Genomic DNA, 18,721 nt, shown 5'->3' with positions numbered 1-18,721 from the left:
TATGACAGACCAAGAGCAGTTCGCTGACCGCTTCTCTGTTTCACGTGAAACAATTGACCGCCTTTCTCACTATGAAACACTGCTGGTTAAGTGGACCTCCAAAATCAATCTCATCGCCAAGTCGACAGTTCCTGAGATTTGGAGCAGACATTTCGTGGATTCAGCGCAAGTATTCGAGGCGGTGCCAGCCGATGCGCAGAAATTGTGTGATCTAGGGTCCGGCGGGGGGTTTCCTGGATTGGTAATCGCGGCGCTTGCCAAAGAAAAAGCGCCAAATCTAAACGTGACTTTGGTTGAATCGGACCTCCGCAAAGCCTCCTTCCTCATGGCAGCGGCGAGGGAAATGGATCTGGACGTAAACATACTAGCGGAAAGGGTTGAGCAGTTAAGCCCTCAGGCGGCGGATGTCGTCACGGCCCGCGCTCTCGCGCCACTTGTCGCCCTCATGAGCATGGCCGATTTACACCTAAAGAAGGGTGGGACCGCGCTGTTTTTAAAGGGAGAGCGATATCAACAGGAGCTAGACACCGCAGCGGAGATGTGGGATTTCAATTATGAAAAGCGCCTGAGCATGACCAGCGACGAGTCAGCGCTGATAATAATAACCAAATTAAGACGAGCAGCTTAAATGGCCAAAGCACCACCGCGGATAATTTCTGTCGCCAACCAAAAGGGTGGTGTGGGCAAAACGACGACCACCATCAACCTAGGTGCATCAATGGCAGCAAAGGGACTAAATGTAGCGGTTATTGATCTTGACCCACAGGGCAACGCCTCAACCGGTTTGGGGATCGAGCATGGAGATCGCAAAGACACGACTTACGATCTATTGCTGAACGAGCTGCCCTTGAAAGATGTTTTGCGCGAAACTGGAGTTCCGGGATTGCGTATTTCACCCGCGACAACGGATTTGAGCTCTGCCGATCTTGAGCTGGTGTCTTCCGCGCGGCGAATTTTTCTGCTGAGTGACGCACTTGGGGCGCTGGCAACAGAAGATCTTGATCTTGACTACATTTTGATTGATTGCCCTCCGTCCCTCAATCTTTTGACTTTGAATGCGATGGTTGCGTCGGATTCCGTGCTCGTTCCGCTTCAGGCAGAATTCTTTGCACTGGAAGGCCTGTCACAACTCATGCTGTCGGTGCGGGAAATCCGCGAAACTGCAAATTCCCGCTTGCGACTGGAAGGTGTTGTGTTGACCATGTATGATAGACGCAACAACTTGTGTCATCAGGTTGAGCTGGACGTCAGGGAGAATCTGAAGGATTTGGTCTTCAAAACAATGATTCCAAGAAACGTCCGCCTGAGCGAGGCTCCATCATATGGAATGCCCGTGATCAATTATGACCCAAGCTCGCTGGGTGCGGTGGCCTACAAGTCGTTGGCGACGGAGATCGTCGCCAGACATTCTCAACAGGAAAGAGCTTAGAATGGCAGAGAAACGTGGACTGGGACGCGGGCTTTCGGCATTGATGGCCGATATTGAAACGCCGGACTCGCCGAAATCAAGCGGCAGTGAGCGGATGATACCGATCGAGCGGATTGAACCCAATCCCGATCAGCCGCGGCGGGACTTTGTTAAAGAGGACCTTCACGAGCTTGCCGAATCCATTCGGGTAAAGGGCATTATTCAACCACTGATTGTCCGCCCGCATCCCAGTATCTCAGGCAAGTTTGAGATTGTTGCCGGCGAGCGCCGCTGGCGGGCTGCCCAGATCGCCCAAATACACGAAGTACCCGTGGTGGTTCGGCAGCTTGACGATACGGAAGTTCTCGAGATCGCCATCATCGAGAACATCCAGCGTGCCGATCTTAACCCTCTTGAGGAAGCGATGGGTTATCGTCAGCTTCAAGACAAGTTCGGCCATACTCAGGAGCAGTTGTCGACCGCCTTGGGGAAAAGCCGCAGTCACATCGCAAACCTGATGCGGCTTCTTAACCTGCCTGAAGACGTCATCAGGCTGCTCAGAAATGGTGACCTGACCAGCGGCCATGCTCGTGCTCTCATCACCACCGACAACCCCAGTGAGTTGGCGCGGCGTGTCGTCAAAGGCGGCCTGTCCGTGCGCGAGACGGAGCGGTTGGCGAAATCTTCCGGCGAGCCGCGCAAACCGAAGCAGCGCAAGCCCGCTGTCGAGAAAGATCCCGACACGAAGGCGCTGGAAGGTGATCTGGCTGCAACGCTGAAAATGGGTGTAAGCGTTGACCATATTGAGGGGACGGAGGGTGGTCGATTGACCATTACCTACAAGTCGTTCGACCAGCTGGACGAGCTTTGTCGTCTGTTGGCTGGCAACTAAGCGCTAGGACACGAGTTCGGTCAGGATCGAGTTGAGTAGAATTTTGGACTGTGGCGGGACAATTAACCTCGATCCCTCGCGCCGGATGTGACCAAGGTCACCTAAGCTATTGATTTTAATATCAGAAATCGCGCCTTCATCCAAGCTGTTGAGCCTTTCCAAGTCGCATCCTTCGGCAAGCCTTAACGACATAAGTAGATACTCCAACGCCTGTTCTTCGCGCGACAACACCTCTACCTTACTTTCTCCGGTGCCAAGCTCCCGTACCGTGCTTAGCCACTTATTCGGCATCAGGTAGGTTTCCGTCGCCAGTCGCTGATCATTCACATCGAAGCGGCCATGCGCTCCGGGGCCCACGCCGATATAATCTCCGCCGCGCCAATAGATTAGATTGTGACGCGATTCCTGCCCCTGTTGGGCGTGGTTTGAAACCTCATAAGCGTGAAAGCCGGCCGCCGCAGTCATATCTTGCGTGATCTCGAACAGATCAGCCGACAGGTCGTCACTGGGCAACCCACGCAATCCGCCGCGTGCGAAGCGATCGCCAAAGGCCGTGCCGTCCTCAATCGTTAGCTGGTAGAGCGACAGGTGATCCGCAGCCATCGTCAATGCCCGCGCAAGCTCGGCGTCCCAGTCCTTAGCGGTCTGGTTTTGGCGGGCGTAAATCAGATCGAAGCTGACGCGATCGAATATGCTTCTTGCTGTGTCGAACGCGCGCTCCGCTTCATCGACGGAGTGCCGGCGCCCGAGCAATCGTAGATCTGCATCATTAAGCGCCTGAATGCCCATGGATATGCGGTTCACCCCGGCATCGCGGAAGCCGTTGAACCGAGTCGCCTCGACGGATGTCGGGTTTGCCTCCAGCGAAATCTCGATGTCGTTGCTACACCTCCAGTTCTTGCGAATCTGCTCGATTACGGCCGAAACGGTGTCAGGTAGCATCAGGCTGGGCGTGCCGCCGCCGAAAAAGACCGTGCTGACGATCCGGTCCGGCGTCATCTCGGCCAGCCGGTCAAGCTCGGACTGGTAGGCGTCTGCCCAAGCGGTCTGGTCCACGTTGGACGACACGTGACTATTGAAGTCGCAGTAGGGGCATTTTGCCAGACAGAAGGGCCAGTGAACGTAGACGCCGAAGCCGGCGCGTTGCCAGTTACTCGGGCTCAAAGGCTTCCACCAGCTTGGCAAACGCGTTGGCGCGGTGGCTGATCTTGTTCTTCTCCCAACGATCCATCTCGCCAAACGTCATGTCATAGCCGTTCGGTTGGAAGATCGGGTCATACCCGTGCCCTTGCTCACCCCGCATCGGCCAAACGACCTGGCCCTCCATGGTTCCGGCGAAAACCTCGTCATGGCCGTCGGGCCAAGCCAACACGAGCGTGGCGCAAAATCTGGCGTTCCAGGGCGGAGTAGCCTCAGCGTCAAGAATTGCGTTGTATGTGCGTGTCATCGCTAGGTCGAAGTCCCTCCCGCTCGGAGTTTCCGCCCAGTCGGCGGTATAGACGCCGGGTGCGCCGTCCAAACAGTCAACTTCGATCCCGCTATCGTCTGACAGTGCTGGAAGTCCGGTCGCTTTCGCGGCGGCATGAGCTTTGATGCGGGCATTGCCTACGAAGGTGGTTTCAGTTTCTTCGGGTTCCGGCAGATCATAGTCCGATGCAGACACAACTTTGATGCCAAAAGGCTCTAACAAGGCGGAAATCTCTTCCAGCTTGCCCTTGTTGTGGGTGGCCACAAGAAGCGTATCGTCCGTAAACTTCCGCATGATTAGCCTTCGACAGCGGCTTTTTGGGCTTGAGTCAGCTCGTTGATGCCCTTTTCCGCCAGATCCATCAGCTTGTCCAACTCGCTGCGGCTGAATGTGGCACCTTCGGCAGAGCCTTGAACTTCGATCAGGCCCAGCTTTCCGGTCATGACGAAGTTTGCATCTGTTCCGGCGTCGCTATCCTCTGGGTAATCGAGGTCAAGAACGGGCTGGCCCGCATAAATTCCGCAACTGACGGCGGCGACATGATCGGTCAACGGGTCTGTGGTGATGTCTCCAGCCTTCATCAGCGCGTTCACCGCAAGCCGCAACGCGACCCAACCGCCGGTGATCGAAGCGCAGCGGGTTCCGCCGTCCGCCTGAATGACGTCGCAATCGACCACGATTTGCCGCTCGCCCAAGGCCACACGATCAACGCCAGCACGCAGGGCGCGTCCGATCAGGCGCTGGATTTCCTGCGTTCTGCCCGATTGCCCACGCTTGGCCTCCCGGTTCATCCGCGTATGCGTCGCGCGGGGCAGCATCCCGTATTCGGCAGTCACCCAGCCCAAACCGGAATTGCGCAAGAACGATGGCACGCGCTCGTCGATCGACGCGGTGCAGAGCACGTGCGTCTCGCCGCATTTTATCAGGCAAGACCCCTCCGCGTAGCGGGTCACATTCGTCTCGATGATGATGGAACGCATTTCGTCGAGCTGGCGGCCGGAAGGGCGCATGGCAATTCTCCTGTTGCAACGGCCCCAGATACCCTTGTGATAGGCTTGGTTGCAAGCCACATTGGGACGAGTGACACCGGAGTAAGGCCCAGAATGAACCGCGAAGACATCATGTCACAAATGAACGACCGCAGCCGCGAGGTATTCCAGCGGATCGTTGAATCCTATTTGGCGACCGGCGAGCCCGTCGGCTCGCGCACCCTGACGCGCACCCTTAGCGAGAGCGTCAGCGCTGCTACCATTCGCAACGTGATGCAGGACCTGGAGTTTCTGGGCCTGCTCAACAGCCCCCATGCCTCGGCGGGACGCCTGCCAACGCAAGCGGGGCTTCGCATGTTCGTCGATGGTCTGCTGGAAATGGATGAGGTCACCAATCAGGACCGCGAGAAACTTGACGCGACTTTGGGCAGCAACGACCGCGACGTGGGTGTGATGCTGGACCGCATCGGGTCCGCGCTTTCGGGTCTAACGCAGGGGGCAAGCCTTGTTTTAGCGCCCAAGCATGAGGCCCCGATCAAGCATATCGAGTTTGTCAGCCTCGCCGCTGACCGCGCCTTGGTGGTGCTCGTCTTTGCAGATGGCCATGTCGAAAACCGGGTGTTCACGCCGCCTCTTGGTCAAACGCCGTCCTCAATGCGCGAGGCCGCGAACTTTCTGAACGCGATTGCGGTAGGCCTAACTATTTCGGAGTTACGCGGCCGGATCGCCCGCGAAATCAAATCGCGCAGGCAGGAGCTGGACGTTCTGGCGCAGGATCTGGTGAAAACCGGCCTTGCGGTTTGGGAAAACGAAGGCGAGCAAACCGAGCGGTTGATCGTTCGTGGGCGCGCGAATCTCATTGAAGGCTCGGACGATGTAGAGGCGCTTGACCGCGTGCGAGCCTTGTTCGACGACCTCGAGCGCAAGCGCGATATTGCCGAATTCCTTGAATTAACCGACGCAGGCGAGGGTGTGCGCATTTTTATCGGCTCGGAGAACAAACTCTTTTCACTTTCGGGTTCCTCTTTGGTCGTCTCTCCCTATATGAACTCTGATCGAAAGATCATCGGCGCTGTGGGGGTCATTGGCCCCACCAGATTGAATTACGGGCGGATTGTGCCCATCGTGAACTACACGGCGCAGATGGTTGGCAAACTGATTTCGGACGGCGGTTAGAGGTACAAATGTCTGGCATGAACAAAGAAGACGACTTTCAAACGGATCACTTGGAGGCTATGGCCGACGAGTCCGTGGACATAACGGACGAGGCCGACGAGATTCAGGCGCTTGTAGAAGAGCGTGACATGCTGAAGGACCGTCTTCTGCGGGCGTTGGCTGACATCGAGAATACACGTAAACGCGGGGAGCGTGATCGCCGTGAGGCTGAAAGCTATGGCGGCTCCAAACTGGCGAAAGATATGTTGCCGGTCTACGACAACCTGCGCCGCGCGTTGGACTCCGCCGACGAAGCGCAGCGCGACGCTTCCAAGGCGTTTTTCGAGGGCGTCGAGCTGACCTTGCGCGAACTGATCCACGTATTTGGCAAGCACAAGATAGAGCCTATCATGCCGGAAGTGGGCGACAAGTTTGACCCGCAACTTCACGAAGCCATGTTCGAGGCTCCTCTGCCCGACACCAAAGCGGGCGATATCATTCAGGTGATGTCGGAAGGCTTCTTGCTTCACGATCGCCTGTTGCGCCCTGCGCAGGTCGGCGTTTCGTCAACTCCGGCTTAGATCTTTCAGATCGTAGAGAAGCTGCAAGGCCTCGCGCGGCGTTAACTCGTCGGGCGAGACGTCCTTCAATCTGGCCTCAACCGCCGACGCCTTGATCTGAGGTTGCGGTGCGGGCGCAGCCGAGAACAGCGGCAGATCGTCAATCAGCGCTTTCTGGCGCGTACCACCTTCGCGTTCGCCTTTTTCCAATTGCTCCAAAACGACCCGCGCGCGGGCGATGACCGAAGCCGGAAGGCCCGCAAGTTTCGCGACCTGAACACCATAAGACCGGTCAGCCGCTCCGCGTTTGACCTCGTGCAGGAAAATGACGTCGCCTTCCCATTCTTTGACGGTCACAGTCGCGTTCTCGACGCCGGGCAACTTGCCTGCTAGCGCGGTCAATTCGTGGTAATGCGTTGCAAACAGCGCCCGGCAGGTGTTCGACGCGTGCAGGTGTTCCAGCGTCGCCCATGCGATCGAAAGGCCGTCATAGGTCGCGGTTCCACGGCCAATTTCATCTAGGATCACCAGCGCACGCTCGTCGGCTTGGTTCAAGATCGCGGCCGTTTCGACCATTTCGACCATGAATGTCGACCGGCCGCGCGCCAGATCGTCCGACGCGCCGACACGGCTGAACAGCTGCGATACAAGCCCGATATGGGCTGCATCGGCGGGTACATAAGAGCCTATTTGGGCCAAAAGGGCGATAATTGCGTTCTGCCGGAGGAATGTGGATTTACCCGCCATGTTGGGTCCGGTCAGCAGCCAGATGCTGGATGCGCCGTCGTCAGCGGACAAATCGCAACTGTTGGCAACAAAAGGAGACGCGCCCTGATCCTTCAACGCCTTCTCGACAACCGGGTGACGCCCGCCGCTAATGTTGAACGCGCGTGTCTCATCGATTTGCGGACGCACCCAATTCTCGGACGCGGAAAGATCGGCGAGCGAGGTGAACACATCAAGCTGGGCAAGCGCCGCGGCAGCGGCGAAAAGGCTCGCGCTCACCTCAAGCACCGCCTCGCAGACGCTGTTAAATATACGCAGCTCAATCTCAAGCGCCCTACCACCAGCGTTCAAGATCTTGGTCTCCAGCTCCGATAGCTCCAGCGTTGTGAAGCGAATAGCGTTGGCAGTGGTTTGTCGGTGAATGAAGCGTTCCGACAATGGAGGCTTCAGCATCTTCTCAGCGTGCGACGCGGTGGTTTCGATGAAATATCCCAGCACGTTGTTGTGCTTGATTTTCAGAGAGGACACGCCGGTGTCGTTGGCATACTCCGCTTGATATTCCGCGATGATCTTGCGGCCTTCGTCACGGAGTTTGCGCATTTCATCAAGTTCTGCGTCGAACCCGTTGGCGACGAAGCCGCCATCGCGGGCGAGCAGTGGGGGTTCCGCAACCAGAGTATTATGGAGCGTCGATAACGTGTCCTCATGACCCACCAGATCTGCGACACAGGTTTGGATTTGCTCCGGCAAAGCCTCTGAAATCAGCAAATCCCGCAGGTTTAGACACTGTTCAAGACCGGTTCGTAGTGCCACGAGATCACGCGGCCCGCCGCGGCCCATGGCAATTCGTGACAGCGCACGGTCCATGTCCGGCACCCGACGCAGGGCGGTTCTCAAATCCGTTCTCAGCCGGGATGCATTGCGAAAGCACTCGACCGCGTCCAATCGCCCGGTCAACTCGGCCAGATCGGTTGAGGGGCTGGAAAGCCTGCGATCCAGAAGCCGCGCGCCGCCTGCGGTCAGGGTTCTGTCGATTGTATCCAAGACCGACCCCTTACGGGTGCCGTTCAGCGTTTGGGTCAGCTCCAGATTGCGCCGCGTCGCCGCGTCGATCTGCATGGTCCTGTTTGCCGCTTCGCGGACTGGCGGGCGCAGTAAGGGCAGCTTGCCCTTTTGCGTTATGTCGAGGTAATCGACCAGCGCGCCTAAAGCCGAAACCTCGGCACGGGCAAAGGTTCCGAACGCGTCCAGAGAACTGACAGAATAGAGACTAACAAGGCGCTTTTCTGCGGAAGTGCTGTCGAAACCTCCTTTGCTCAGCGGCGTTAGCGCCGATCCGGTTTCCTCCACAATCTCGCGCAGGTCGTCGAATTCCGTGTCTGACACCAACACCTCGCTTGGTGCCAGCCGCGCAAGTTCAGGTGACAGGCGCATCCGCGAACAGGAGGCGACGCGCATTTCTCCGGTTGAGATATCGACCCAAGCCATCGCGCCATCGCCGCGAATTTCGCAATAGGCGGCAAGAAAGTTGTGGCGGCGCGGCTCTAGCAGGCTGTCCTCGGTCAGGGTGCCGGGAGTGACAAGGCGCACCACATCTCGTTTGACGACGGATTTCGAGCCGCGCTTTTTCGCCTCGGCAGGGCTTTCCAACTGCTCGCCCACGGCCACGCGGAACCCTTTGCGGATCAGGGTCAGCAGGTAGTTTTCGGCTGCATGAACAGGAACACCGCACATCGGAATATCGTTGCCCAGATGCTTGCCGCGTTTGGTCAGGGCGATGTCCAAGGCTTCGGAAGCGGCAACGGCGTCGTCGAAGAACAACTCGTAGAAGTCGCCCATGCGATAGAACAGCAGCGCGTCGGAATACTGGGCTTTGATCTCCAGATATTGCGCCATCATTGGCGTCACAGATGCATTGGCGACGTTCAAGAATTCACCCCCCGTGGTGTCGCCTTGATTCTAAAGGTCGAAGCGGGGCGGCGAAACCCCGAATTCCGAGGGATGTTGTCGCGCGAGGGTAAGGCGGGTAACAATTGGGTCCGGCTCAACCAAAGGAACCCCTATGTCCAAGAAAAATCGCGTCACCGACGAAGAAGCGCTCTCGTATCATCTGGAGCCTACACCGGGGAAATTGAAGGTTACGGCCTCAACCCCCATGGCGACGCAGCGTGACTTGAGCCTGGCATATTCCCCCGGCGTCGCAGTGCCGGTGCAAGCGATCGCGGACAATCCGGCGGCGGCGTATGACTATACGACCAAGGGCAACATGGTCGCGGTGATCTCCAACGGCACGGCCATTCTGGGCATGGGCAATTTGGGGGCGCTGGCATCCAAGCCGGTGATGGAAGGCAAGGCGGTGCTGTTCAAGCGGTTCGCAGATGTCAACTCGATTGACCTTGAGCTGGACACCGAAGACCCGGAGGAATTCATAAACGCGGTGCGCCTCATGGGCCCCAGCTTCGGGGGCATCAATCTGGAAGATATCAAGGCACCTGAATGCTTCATGATCGAGCAGCGGCTGCGTGAGGAGATGGACATTCCGGTGTTCCATGATGACCAGCACGGCACCGCGGTGATTTGCGCGGCGGGGCTTTTGAACGCGCTTCATCTGACCGGCAAGAAAATCGAGGACTGCAAAATCGTCCTCAACGGCGCGGGCGCGGCGGGGATTGCCTGCATCGAGCTTATCAAGGCGATGGGCGCGAAGCACGACAACTGCATCGTTTGCGACACCAAGGGCGTCATCTTTCAGGGCCGAACCGAGGGGATGAACCAATGGAAGTCTGCCCACGCGGCGAAGACCTCCGATCGCAGCCTTGAGGAAGCCATGACCGGAGCCGACGTGTTTCTTGGCGTGTCGGCAAAAGGGGCGGTGACGCAAGACATGGTGAAGTCCATGGCGGACAATCCGGTGATTTTCGCGATGGCCAACCCAGACCCCGAAATCACGCCGGAAGATGCCCACGAAGTCCGGCCGGATGCTATCGTGGCGACGGGGCGCTCGGACTACCCCAATCAGGTCAACAACGTGCTGTGCTTTCCGTATCTGTTCCGCGGGGCGCTCGACATTCAGGCGCGCACGATCAATGACGCGATGAAGATCGCCTGCGCCGAGGCGCTTGCGAAGCTGGCGCGGGAGGACGTGCCGGACGAGGTGGCCGTCGCCTATGGCAGCAAGCTGACATTCGGGCGGGACTATATTATTCCGACGCCATTCGATCCGCGACTGATCCACACAATTCCCCCAGCGGTCGCGCAAGCTGGTATGGACAGCGCCGTGGCGCGCAAACCAATCGTCGACTTTGACGCCTACACCGTGACCTTGCGGTCGCGCATGGACCCGACTGCGTCGATGCTCGAAGGCTTGCACAACCGTGCGAGGACAAAGAACGCTCGTATGATTTTTGCGGAGGGCGACGACGTGCGCGTGCTTCGTGCTGCGGTGTCCTATCAACGCTCGGGCCTTGGGCAGGCGCTGGTTGTCGGGCGGGAGGAGGACGTTAAGGAAAAGCTAACGGCGGCCGGGTTAGAGGACGCATACCGCGAGTTGACCATCGTGAACGCCCGCAACACCGAGCATTTGGATACCTACCGCGCCTTCCTCTACAAGCGACTTCAACGCAAGGGGTATGACGCGCAAGACGTTCACCGGCTTGCGGCGCGCGACAGGCATGTGTTTTCGGCGCTGATGCTGGCGCATGGTCACGGCGACGGGCTGATTACGGGGGCAACCCGAAAATCCGCGCATGTGCTGGAGCTTTTGAACCATGCACTTGATGTGTCCCCCCAGGACGGAGCCGTGGGCGTGACCGCGCTGTTACGAAACGGACGTATTGTCTTGATAGCGGATACGCTGGTGCACGAATGGCCAAGCGAGCAGACCCTGGCCGATATCGCGGAACGCGGCGCGGCGACCGCGCGGTCGCTGGGCTTGGAGCCGCGCGTCGCCTTCGTCAGTTTTTCGACCTTCGGATATCCCGTCAGCGAGCGCGCCGAGAAGATGCATATCGCCACAAAGGTGTTGGACGAGCGCGGGGTGGATTTTGAGTATGACGGCGAAATGACCGTGGATGTCGCAATGAATACCAACGTGATGGCGCATTACCCGTTCTGTCGTTTGTCAGGCCCAGCCAACGTTCTGGTCGTCCCCGCGCGACATTCGGCGTCGATCTCGGTCAAGCTGATGCAGGAAATGGGCGGCGCGACCGTGATAGGCCCGATCCTGAGCGGTGTGGATCATCCGGTTCAGATTTGTTCGACGACATCGACGGCCAACGACATTCTGAACATGGCGGTGATGGCGGCATGTAACGTGGGATAGCTTTATGGGCAGCCTCTACATGTTGTAGATAATTCGATCATGGCAACGATATGCTTGACTCGAAGTAATTTTGGATTCCACACTGTGCAGGACAAAGAAAAGACGCTGCCAAGATTCGACCCGAGACAGCGTCTGCTTCTTCACCTGTAACGGAACCGTCAACAGGGGCTATGAAGTGTTTGGATGAGAATCCAAATTTAGACAGCTGTCAAGGGCGGTTCCTTTTTAGATCCAGCAAAGCTGGAGAAAGGATGACCGATGGCCAAGAAGAGTCCATGGCACTCCGTCAAAGCGCCTGTCTACCACGACGACACTAACTGCAACACCGGCAACAACATTGAGCGTGAAAATTTGCGTTCCGGTACTGGCGGCAAAGCAAAGTGTTCTGAATGTAAGCGCCTTGGCTAAAACTAGAGGTGGGCAAGTTGCCCACCTCATTTAGCTTTTCATATCTTCCCAGAAGGATTTGACCTTGGTGAAGAAGCTGGAAAGGTGAGGGTTGTTTTCCTCGCTTAGTTTCTCGAACTCCCGAAGCAGCTCTTTCTGCTTGCTGGTCAGATTGACCGGGGTTTCGACTGCCAGCTCGATGAACATGTCACCCGTTCCAGCGCCGCGCAGTGCGGGCATACCCTTGGAGCGCAGGCGCATTTGTCGGCCGGACTGGCTACCGGCAGGCACTTTAACGCGCGACCGGCCACCGTCTATGGTCGGCACCTCGACATCGCCGCCGATTGCGGCGGTCGTCATGGACACCGGTACGCGGCAGAATAGGTCGAGGCCTTCGCGCTGGAATAGATCGTGGTCCTTGACGTCGATGAAGATGTACAGGTCACCGGCTGGCCCGCCGCGCAAACCTGCCTCGCCTTCGCCGGCAAGGCGGATGCGGGTGCCGGTCTCGACGCCAGCGGGAATATTGACGCTCAACGAGCGCTCTTTCTCCTGACGGCCTGAGCCGCCGCAAGTGCGGCAGGGGTTCTTGATGATCTGGCCGATACCCGAACAGGTCGGGCAGGTGCGCTCAACAGTGAAGAAACCTTGCTGCGCGCGGACCTTGCCCATGCCGGAACAGGTTGGGCAGGTTTGCGGCTCTGCGCCACCCTCTGCGCCGGAGCCGTCACAGCCGGTGCACGACACGGAAGTCGGCACGGTGATGGATTTCTGCATCCCGGCAAATGCGTCTTCGAGCGAGATGCGCAAGTTGTAGCGAAGATCAGAGCCGCGCGTCGCCCGTTGGCGTCCGCCACGCTGACCGCCGCCGCCCATGAAATCGCCGAACAGGTCTTCGAACACATCGGAAAATGCAGAGGAGAAATCGCCGTTGCCACCATGGCGCTGGCCACCGCCACCCATGCCGTTCTCGAACGCGGCGTGGCCGTAGCGGTCATAGGCCGCCTTCTTGTCGGCATCCTTCAGAACTTCGTAGGCCTCGTTGGCCTCTTTGAACTGCGCTTCCGCATTCGGGTTGTCGGAATTGCGGTCGGGGTGCAGTTCTTTTGCCTTGGTGCGATAGGCTTTTTTCAACTCGTCCGCCGAAGCCCCGCGCGCGACGCCCAGAACCTCGTAATAGTCACGTTTTGCCATGGATCAACCTTCCAAAAACTCGATCCCTGAAACATTCAGACCGGCCCAAATAATCGGGCCGGTCTCTGATTTCAGGACGTGGCGCCATCAGGCGCGCTTGTCGTCGTCCAGATCTTCGAAGTCGGCGTCCACGATATCCTCGTCAACGCTACGCGGACCGTCGTCCGCCTCTTCGTCCTCGGAAGGCGCGGAGGCGGCAGCTTCGTCTTGCTGCGACTTGTAGATCGCTTCGCCCAGCTTCATCGCAGCATCGGTCAGGTTCTGGATACCGCCTTTGATCTTGCCGGCATCTTTCGAGTCCATCGTCTCTTCCAATGCCTTGATCGCTAGTTCAATGGCCTCGACCGTGGAGCCGTCGACCTTGTCACCATGCTCTTCCAGCGACTTCTTGGTACCGTGGATCAGGCTTTCAGCCTGGTTCGTGGCTTCGACCAACTCGCGGCGTTCGGCGTCCGCATCGGCGTTGGCCTCTGCGTCCTTGACCATTTGTTCGATGTCCTCGTCGGACAGACCGCCGGAAGCCTGGATCGTGATCTTCTGCTCTTTGCCGGTGCCTTTGTCCTTGGCGCCAACTTCAACGATGCCGTTGGCGTCGATGTCGAAGGTCACCTCGATCTGGGGCAGTCCGCGCGGAGCGGGCGGAATGTTCTCAAGGTTGAACTGACCAAGGATCTTGTTGTCGGCGGCCATTTCGCGCTCGCCCTGGAACACCCGCAGGGTCACTGCGTTCTGGTTATCCTCGGCGGTCGAGAAGATTTGCGACTTCTTGGTCGGGATCGTGGTGTTTCGGTCGATCAGGCGGGTGAACACACCGCCGAGGGTTTCGATCCCCAGCGACAGCGGGGTCACGTCCAGAAGAACCACGTCCTTCACGTCACCTTGCAAGACGCCAGCCTGAACGGCGGCACCCATGGCGACCACTTCGTCAGGGTTCACGCCCTTGTTCGGCTCACGACCGAAGAACTTGGACACCTCTTCGATGACCTTTGGCATACGGGTCATACCGCCAACCAACACGACCTCGTCGATGTCGGAAGTCGACAGGCCTGCGTCTTTCAGCGCGGCTTGGCACGGCTTGATCGACGATTTGATCAGGTCGCCAACAAGGCTTTCCAGCTTGGCACGAGTCAGTTTCATGACCATGTGCAGCGGCTGGCCGCCCTTGGGGTCCATCGAGATAAACGGCTGGTTGATCTCGGTCTGCTGCGAGGACGACAGTTCGATCTTCGCTTTCTCGGCAGCTTCCTTCAGACGTTGCAGCGCCATCTTGTCTTTGGTCAGGTCGACGCCGTTCTCTTTTTTGAACTCGTCGGCCAGATAGTTGACGATGCGCATGTCAAAGTCTTCACCACCAAGGAACGTGTCACCGTTGGTGGATTTCACTTCGAAAAGACCGTCGTCGATTTCCAGCAAGGTTACGTCAAACGTACCGCCGCCAAGGTCATAAACAGCAATGGTCTTGGTCTCTTTCTTGTCGAGACCATACGCCAGCGCAGCGGCCGTCGGCTCGTTGATGATGCGCAGCACTTCGAGGCCCGCGATCTTGCCGGCGTCCTTGGTGGCCTGACGTTGGGCGTCGTTGAAATATGCAGGCACGGTGATGACGGCTTGCGTCACTTCTTCACCAAGATAGCTTTCGGCGGTTTCTTTCATCTTTTGCAGGATGAACGCAGAGATTTGCGACGGGCTGTATTTTTCACCCTTCGCGAGAACCCAAGCGTCACCGTTGCCGCCGTCGATCACGTCGAAGGGCAGGTTCTTCTTGTCTTTCGCAAGATCCTTGTCGTCAAAACGGCGACCGATCAGGCGTTTCACGCCGAAGATCGTGTTGTCAGGGTTGGTCACGGCCTGCCGTTTGGCGGCCTGACCGACCAGACGCTCGTCGTCTGTGAAGGCAACAATGGAGGGGGTTGTGCGCGCACCCTCGGCGTTTTCGATAACGCGAGGTTGAGAGCCATCCATGATGGCAACGCAGGAGTTTGTCGTACCAAGGTCGATACCGATGACTTTAGCCATTAGCGTAGGTCCTTTCTTCGCGGCGATGTTGAGGAGACAAGCCCACTTTGGCGCTTGCGCTCCGATCCCAAATTTGAACCGGGGGCGTAGCCCCATCGGAATTCGAAAGGTATATAAGGCTGGCCCTATGGTGCTGCAAGGCGCAGTGCGGACTGAATCTCTCAAAAACGTGAGAAACGTGGGATAAAGGACCGGAGATGCGAAGATGAATGATAATCCGCCGCGCCGGACACCAGATTTAGTGGTCCGTGGGTTCCAAATTTTCGAAGGCTTTTTAGACGATGCACATCAGTCCGCATTGCTCGGCGACGTGAGGAGCGTTGCGGCCGCTGCACCTCTGTTTGCGCCGACAACCAGTCGCGGTAAGGAAATGTCGGTGAGAATGACCTCGGCGGGGCGGCTTGGCTGGGTCTCGGACGCCAAGGGCTACAGATACGAGGCCACGCATCCGCGAGGAATGCCATGGCCTGCGATACCTGACCCGGTGCTGGATATTTGGCGGGCGGTTGGCCCCGCGGACAGGTTGCCGGATTGCTGCCTGATCAATTTCTACGACAAGGATGCGCGCATGGGCCTGCATCAGGACCGCGACGAGGCAGATTTTTCGTGGCCCGTGGTTTCGGTCTCATTGGGCGACGACGCACTGTTCCGGATTGGAAACCTGACACGCGGCGGAAAAACTGAAAGCGTCTGGCTGCGCTCTGGCGACGTTGTCGTGATGGGCGGTGACGCGCGGTTGACGTATCACGGCGTCGACAGGATCAAGGCAGGCACCAGTATGCTGCTGCCAAATGGTGGCCGGATCAATCTGACGTTGCGTGTGGTGACCTAGCGCGCCGCGCTCCAGCTGATGGAGGCATGCTTGCGTGCTTTGAACTCGCCCATCAGTCCGATCATTATCAGTGTGACCGACACGATCAGCGGGTAGCTTATAGAGCTGAAATGCGGGTTGTAGTTGATGAACGTGAAACCGCGGGCCTGATCAATGCAGTGAAACAGCGGGTTCCAGTCGAAAAAAGCCAGCATGGCCGATGGCATGCTGTTGGCAACAAACATCTTGCCGGACGCAACCATATTGGCGCGGCTGTAGACCGTCGACGCGATGGACGCAAAGCCGGGAAACCACGGCTTGATGGCAAGGAAGACCATGCCAACCGCAACGCCAGAAAACCATGACAGCAAGAACATGCCGATGGTGCCAATCGGTTGGTCAATAACGACCGGATGCCAGGCGACGTGCACCATGAACAGAATCAGCGCGGCGGACAGCGTCTGGATGTAGAGCGCGGACAAGGCAGACGATGCGATTGCAATCGCGGTGTTCATCGGCGCGTGTTTCATCATGGCGGAGGTGGGACCCTCCGACCCCATGATCGCACCAACGGCCTTTGTGTGCGTTAGAAACAGGAAGATGCCGGACAGCAGGTAAAGGATGAAGTCGCCGCGAATGGCGCTTCCGCGCAGGCCAAGGATCGAGAACATCAGGTAAAATGCGGCAACCATGATAACCGTGGTCATCATGTTCATCGCCAGCCCGACAATCGCATTTCGATGCGATTTGCGGATGTGACGGACCGTGCCGACATAGATCAAATCAGCCAGCCCGATGGCTGACCGAAAATGCGTATTGCGCTCGGCGGTTCTGAACATTCTTGACTAACCTGCTTTGGCTACGGTCGGCGCCCCGTCTTTCAACGCCAGAAAACTTGCCGATCCGTTATCGACAGAGCATAAGAACAGCGACAAGTTAAATCAACTATTCGGCAGGAACTCGGTTTTGGATTACATCAAAATGACGGCGGTTTTCCGCAAGCTGGCCTTGGACGCAGGCGATAAGATCATGGAAATCTACGACGCTGACGATTTCGATGTGCGTGCCAAATCCGACGAAAGCCCGGTGACGGCAGCGGATGAAGCTGCGGACGCGCTGATTTCAGCCGGGCTGCGCGAAGCCTTTCCGGACGTGTTGCTGGTCACCGAAGAGCAGGCCGACACCCATAGTGAAAGCGCCGCGAACTTCCTGATCGTCGACCCGCTGGATGGAACTAAAGAATTCATCAAGAGGCGTGGCGACTTCACCGTGAACATTGCTTATGTCGAAAATGGCACGCCGGTTCGCGGCGTGGTCTACGCGCCCGCCAAGGGGCGCATGTTCTACACTGACGCGGATGGAAATACTGTTGAGGAGGAGGGGCCGTTCGATCACGACAAACAGGGTCTAACAAAGCCCCTGAAGGTCAAAACGCCTGACAACGATGCATTGATCGTGGTCGCCTCGAAGTCGCATCGGGATCAGGCGACGGACGACTATATCTCGAAATACAAGACAGCGGATATGACCGGTGCCGGCTCTTCTTTGAAGTTCTGCCTTGTGGCTGCGGGGGAGGCGGATCTCTACCCCCGTCTTGGCCGCACGATGGAGTGGGACACCGCCGCAGGTCATGCCGTGCTGAACGGGGCCGGTGGCGCGGTGGTCAGGTTCGATGACCACACACACCTGACCTATGGCAAGCCCATCTACGAGAACCCGTTTTTCATCGCCTACGCCCCGGGCGTTGAGCTGAAGTCCGCCTGATGTCGGTCACAATCGTCATACCCGCCCGCTACGCTTCGACCCGCTATCCCGGGAAACCCTTGGTTGCGCTAAGAGGGGCGACCGGCAAAGCCAAAAGCCTGATCGAGCGGTCGTGGAATGCTGCGAAATCTGTGACAGGCGTGGATAGGGTTGTCGTGGCGACAGATGACGACCGCATCAAAGCCGCGTCGGAAGCGTTTGGCGCAGAGGTCGTCATGACCTCCTCCGATTGCTTCAACGGAACCGAGCGTTGCGCCGATGCGCTGCCCGCGCTGGGGGAAGAGCCGGAGATCGTGGTGAACCTGCAAGGCGATGCGCCGTTGACGCCTGCGTGGTTTGTCGAAGATCTGATCGCAGGGCTTCGCAACGCACCCGATGCGGCCTGTGCCACTCCGGTGTTGCGGTGTGACGGGAGGGCTTTGAACGGCTTTCTGGAGGACCGCAAAAACGGTCGGGTAGGTGGTACGACGGCCGTGTTTGCACAGGACATGTCCGCGCTGTATTTTTCGAAAGAGGTCATTCCCTTCACCTCGAATACATACTCTAACAACGCCGAAACCCCCGTATTCCACCATGTCGGGGTCTATGCGTATCGCCCCGATGCGCTTCGCGCCTATGCGTCGTGGCCAGTTGGCCCGCTGGAGAAGCTCGAAGGGCTTGAGCAGCTGCGCTTTCTGGAAAACAGCCGCAAAGTTCTGTGCGTCGAAGTCGAAGCGCGCGGTCGCCAGTTCTGGGAGTTGAACAACCCCGAAGACGTCCCGCGTCTTGAGGCGATGTTGCTGGAGATGGGTCATCCATGACGCCAACACGATGCTATCCGAGCTTTTACCGGTTGACTGATTAAAAGCTGCGGTTTGTAAAAGCCGAATATCTCAAAAGCCCGTAACATCGGCGTCGCGCTCGCCGTCGGCGAAGTCATCGCCCTCAGTCCGACAGTGTTCTTCCAAGGAACATGGTTTCATACGGATGGCTTTTGGGTCCAAACGGGGGAATTTTTGGAAAGTCTACCCGTTTGGACCCGCTGTAGTCA

Annotated in this window: 16 protein-coding genes; 9 read left to right on the top strand and 7 right to left on the bottom strand. The window is 57.9% G+C overall.

Translation table 11 applies throughout. The features are described from left to right. The first annotated feature begins 1 nt into the window (after position 1). The 3 genes from rsmG to THALAR_RS16255 are packed head-to-tail and all read left to right on the top strand — an operon-like array spanning position 2 to position 2,300. Positions 2-628: a 16S rRNA (guanine(527)-N(7))-methyltransferase RsmG gene (gene rsmG, locus THALAR_RS16265; protein ID WP_040819075.1), complete on the top strand. Its 627-nt coding sequence runs from the start codon at positions 2-4 to the stop codon at positions 626-628. Then, a complete protein-coding gene (locus THALAR_RS16260; RefSeq protein ID WP_040819073.1) occupies positions 629-1,429 on the top strand; it encodes a ParA family protein in 801 nt (266 codons plus the stop codon). A 1-nt stretch (position 1,430) separates the two neighbouring features. After that, positions 1,431-2,300 (top strand): ParB/RepB/Spo0J family partition protein, encoded by an 870-nt coding sequence (locus THALAR_RS16255; protein ID WP_021102688.1) that lies wholly within the window; start codon positions 1,431-1,433, stop codon positions 2,298-2,300. Positions 2,301-2,303: 3 nt separating this feature from the next. Here the strand turns inward: THALAR_RS16255 and hemW are convergent, their stop codons facing one another. From hemW to rph, 3 genes are read right to left on the bottom strand one after another with little or no spacing between them, the layout of a single operon-like run. Beyond that, complete coding sequence (hemW, locus tag THALAR_RS16250; protein WP_040819071.1) at positions 2,304-3,464, bottom strand: radical SAM family heme chaperone HemW; 1,161 nt, start codon at positions 3,462-3,464, stop codon at positions 2,304-2,306. Then, complete coding sequence (gene rdgB / locus THALAR_RS16245; RefSeq protein WP_021102686.1) at positions 3,451-4,062, bottom strand: RdgB/HAM1 family non-canonical purine NTP pyrophosphatase; 612 nt, start codon at positions 4,060-4,062, stop codon at positions 3,451-3,453. The genes hemW and rdgB overlap by 14 nt, the downstream gene beginning before the upstream one ends. 2 nt (positions 4,063-4,064) lie before the next feature. Then, positions 4,065-4,778 (bottom strand): ribonuclease PH, encoded by a 714-nt coding sequence (rph, locus tag THALAR_RS16240; protein ID WP_021102685.1) that lies wholly within the window; start codon positions 4,776-4,778, stop codon positions 4,065-4,067. A gap of 93 nt (positions 4,779-4,871) precedes the next feature. Between rph and hrcA the strand changes: the two genes are divergently transcribed. Both hrcA and THALAR_RS16230 read left to right on the top strand, forming a co-directional pair. Beyond that, positions 4,872-5,933 carry a heat-inducible transcriptional repressor HrcA gene (gene hrcA, locus THALAR_RS16235; RefSeq protein WP_021102684.1) on the top strand — a complete coding sequence of 354 codons (1,062 nt, stop codon included), beginning with the start codon at positions 4,872-4,874 and terminating at the stop codon, positions 5,931-5,933. Positions 5,934-5,950: 17 nt separating this feature from the next. Next, entirely contained in the window at positions 5,951-6,493 is a 543-nt protein-coding gene (locus THALAR_RS16230) for a nucleotide exchange factor GrpE (protein WP_040819447.1), read from the top strand. Here the strand turns inward: THALAR_RS16230 and mutS are convergent. Further along, positions 6,479-9,097, bottom strand: coding sequence for a DNA mismatch repair protein MutS (mutS, locus tag THALAR_RS16225; protein WP_040819445.1), 2,619 nt, complete (start codon positions 9,095-9,097; stop codon positions 6,479-6,481). The two genes, THALAR_RS16230 and mutS, sit on opposite strands and share 15 nt — an antisense overlap. Before the next feature lie 163 nt (positions 9,098-9,260). Here mutS and THALAR_RS16220 point away from each other — a divergent pair, with 163 nt between their 5' ends. Continuing rightward, entirely contained in the window at positions 9,261-11,519 is a 2,259-nt protein-coding gene (locus tag THALAR_RS16220) for an NADP-dependent malic enzyme (protein WP_021102681.1), read from the top strand. Between the two features lie 438 nt (positions 11,520-11,957). Here THALAR_RS16220 and dnaJ read toward each other — a convergent pair whose 3' ends face one another. Together dnaJ and dnaK are read right to left on the bottom strand one after the other, a co-directional pair. Then, positions 11,958-13,100, bottom strand: a complete 1,143-nt coding sequence (dnaJ, locus tag THALAR_RS16215) for a molecular chaperone DnaJ (RefSeq protein ID WP_021102680.1) — start codon at positions 13,098-13,100, stop codon at positions 11,958-11,960. A gap of 87 nt (positions 13,101-13,187) precedes the next feature. Beyond that, on the bottom strand, positions 13,188-15,116 hold the full coding sequence (dnaK, locus tag THALAR_RS16210; RefSeq protein ID WP_021102679.1) for a molecular chaperone DnaK: 1,929 nt from the start codon (positions 15,114-15,116) through the stop codon (positions 13,188-13,190). 205 nt (positions 15,117-15,321) lie between these two features. Here dnaK and THALAR_RS16205 point away from each other — a divergent pair, with 205 nt between their 5' ends. Beyond that, entirely contained in the window at positions 15,322-15,948 is a 627-nt protein-coding gene (locus THALAR_RS16205) for an alpha-ketoglutarate-dependent dioxygenase AlkB family protein (protein ID WP_040819069.1), read from the top strand. Here the strand turns inward: THALAR_RS16205 and THALAR_RS16200 are convergent. Beyond that, positions 15,945-16,766 carry an ABC transporter permease gene (locus tag THALAR_RS16200; protein WP_021102677.1) on the bottom strand — a complete coding sequence of 274 codons (822 nt, stop codon included), beginning with the start codon at positions 16,764-16,766 and terminating at the stop codon, positions 15,945-15,947. The two genes, THALAR_RS16205 and THALAR_RS16200, sit on opposite strands and share 4 nt — an antisense overlap. A gap of 142 nt (positions 16,767-16,908) precedes the next feature. Here THALAR_RS16200 and cysQ point away from each other — a divergent pair, with 142 nt between their 5' ends. Beyond that, positions 16,909-17,691: a 3'(2'),5'-bisphosphate nucleotidase CysQ gene (gene cysQ / locus THALAR_RS16195; RefSeq protein ID WP_040819443.1), complete on the top strand. Its 783-nt coding sequence runs from the start codon at positions 16,909-16,911 to the stop codon at positions 17,689-17,691. Beyond that, positions 17,691-18,491, top strand: a complete 801-nt coding sequence (locus THALAR_RS16190) for a 3-deoxy-manno-octulosonate cytidylyltransferase (protein WP_021102675.1) — start codon at positions 17,691-17,693, stop codon at positions 18,489-18,491. The genes cysQ and THALAR_RS16190 overlap by 1 nt, the downstream gene beginning before the upstream one ends. Positions 18,492-18,721: the final 230 nt, after the last annotated feature.

This window comes from Litoreibacter arenae DSM 19593 (genome assembly GCF_000442275.2).
GTDB classification, from domain to species: Bacteria; Pseudomonadota; Alphaproteobacteria; order Rhodobacterales; family Rhodobacteraceae; genus Litoreibacter; species Litoreibacter arenae.
The sequence above is the reverse complement of the archived record's forward strand: the minus strand, read 5'-3'. Positions and strand labels throughout refer to the sequence as shown.

Excerpts from the sequence above, each read along its gene's own strand:
- rph (WP_021102685.1), bottom strand. The coding sequence starts at position 4,778 with ATGCGCCCTTCCGGCCGCCAGCTCGACGAAATGCGTTCCATCATCATC.
- dnaJ (WP_021102680.1), bottom strand. The coding sequence starts at position 13,100 with ATGGCAAAACGTGACTATTACGAGGTTCTGGGCGTCGCGCGCGGGGCT.
- mutS (WP_040819445.1), bottom strand. The coding sequence starts at position 9,097 with ATGATGGCGCAATATCTGGAGATCAAAGCCCAGTATTCCGACGCGCTG.
- THALAR_RS16190 (WP_021102675.1), top strand. The coding sequence starts at position 17,691 with ATGTCGGTCACAATCGTCATACCCGCCCGCTACGCTTCGACCCGCTAT.
- dnaK (WP_021102679.1), bottom strand. The coding sequence starts at position 15,116 with ATGGCTAAAGTCATCGGTATCGACCTTGGTACGACAAACTCCTGCGTT.
- THALAR_RS16200 (WP_021102677.1), bottom strand. The coding sequence starts at position 16,766 with ATGTTCAGAACCGCCGAGCGCAATACGCATTTTCGGTCAGCCATCGGG.
- rdgB (WP_021102686.1), bottom strand. The coding sequence starts at position 4,062 with ATGCGGAAGTTTACGGACGATACGCTTCTTGTGGCCACCCACAACAAG.
- THALAR_RS16220 (WP_021102681.1), top strand. The coding sequence starts at position 9,261 with ATGTCCAAGAAAAATCGCGTCACCGACGAAGAAGCGCTCTCGTATCAT.
- THALAR_RS16230 (WP_040819447.1), top strand. The coding sequence starts at position 5,951 with ATGAACAAAGAAGACGACTTTCAAACGGATCACTTGGAGGCTATGGCC.
- THALAR_RS16255 (WP_021102688.1), top strand. The coding sequence starts at position 1,431 with ATGGCAGAGAAACGTGGACTGGGACGCGGGCTTTCGGCATTGATGGCC.
- rsmG (WP_040819075.1), top strand. The coding sequence starts at position 2 with ATGACAGACCAAGAGCAGTTCGCTGACCGCTTCTCTGTTTCACGTGAA.
- THALAR_RS16205 (WP_040819069.1), top strand. The coding sequence starts at position 15,322 with ATGAATGATAATCCGCCGCGCCGGACACCAGATTTAGTGGTCCGTGGG.
- cysQ (WP_040819443.1), top strand. The coding sequence starts at position 16,909 with ATGACGGCGGTTTTCCGCAAGCTGGCCTTGGACGCAGGCGATAAGATC.
- hrcA (WP_021102684.1), top strand. The coding sequence starts at position 4,872 with ATGAACCGCGAAGACATCATGTCACAAATGAACGACCGCAGCCGCGAG.
- THALAR_RS16260 (WP_040819073.1), top strand. The coding sequence starts at position 629 with ATGGCCAAAGCACCACCGCGGATAATTTCTGTCGCCAACCAAAAGGGT.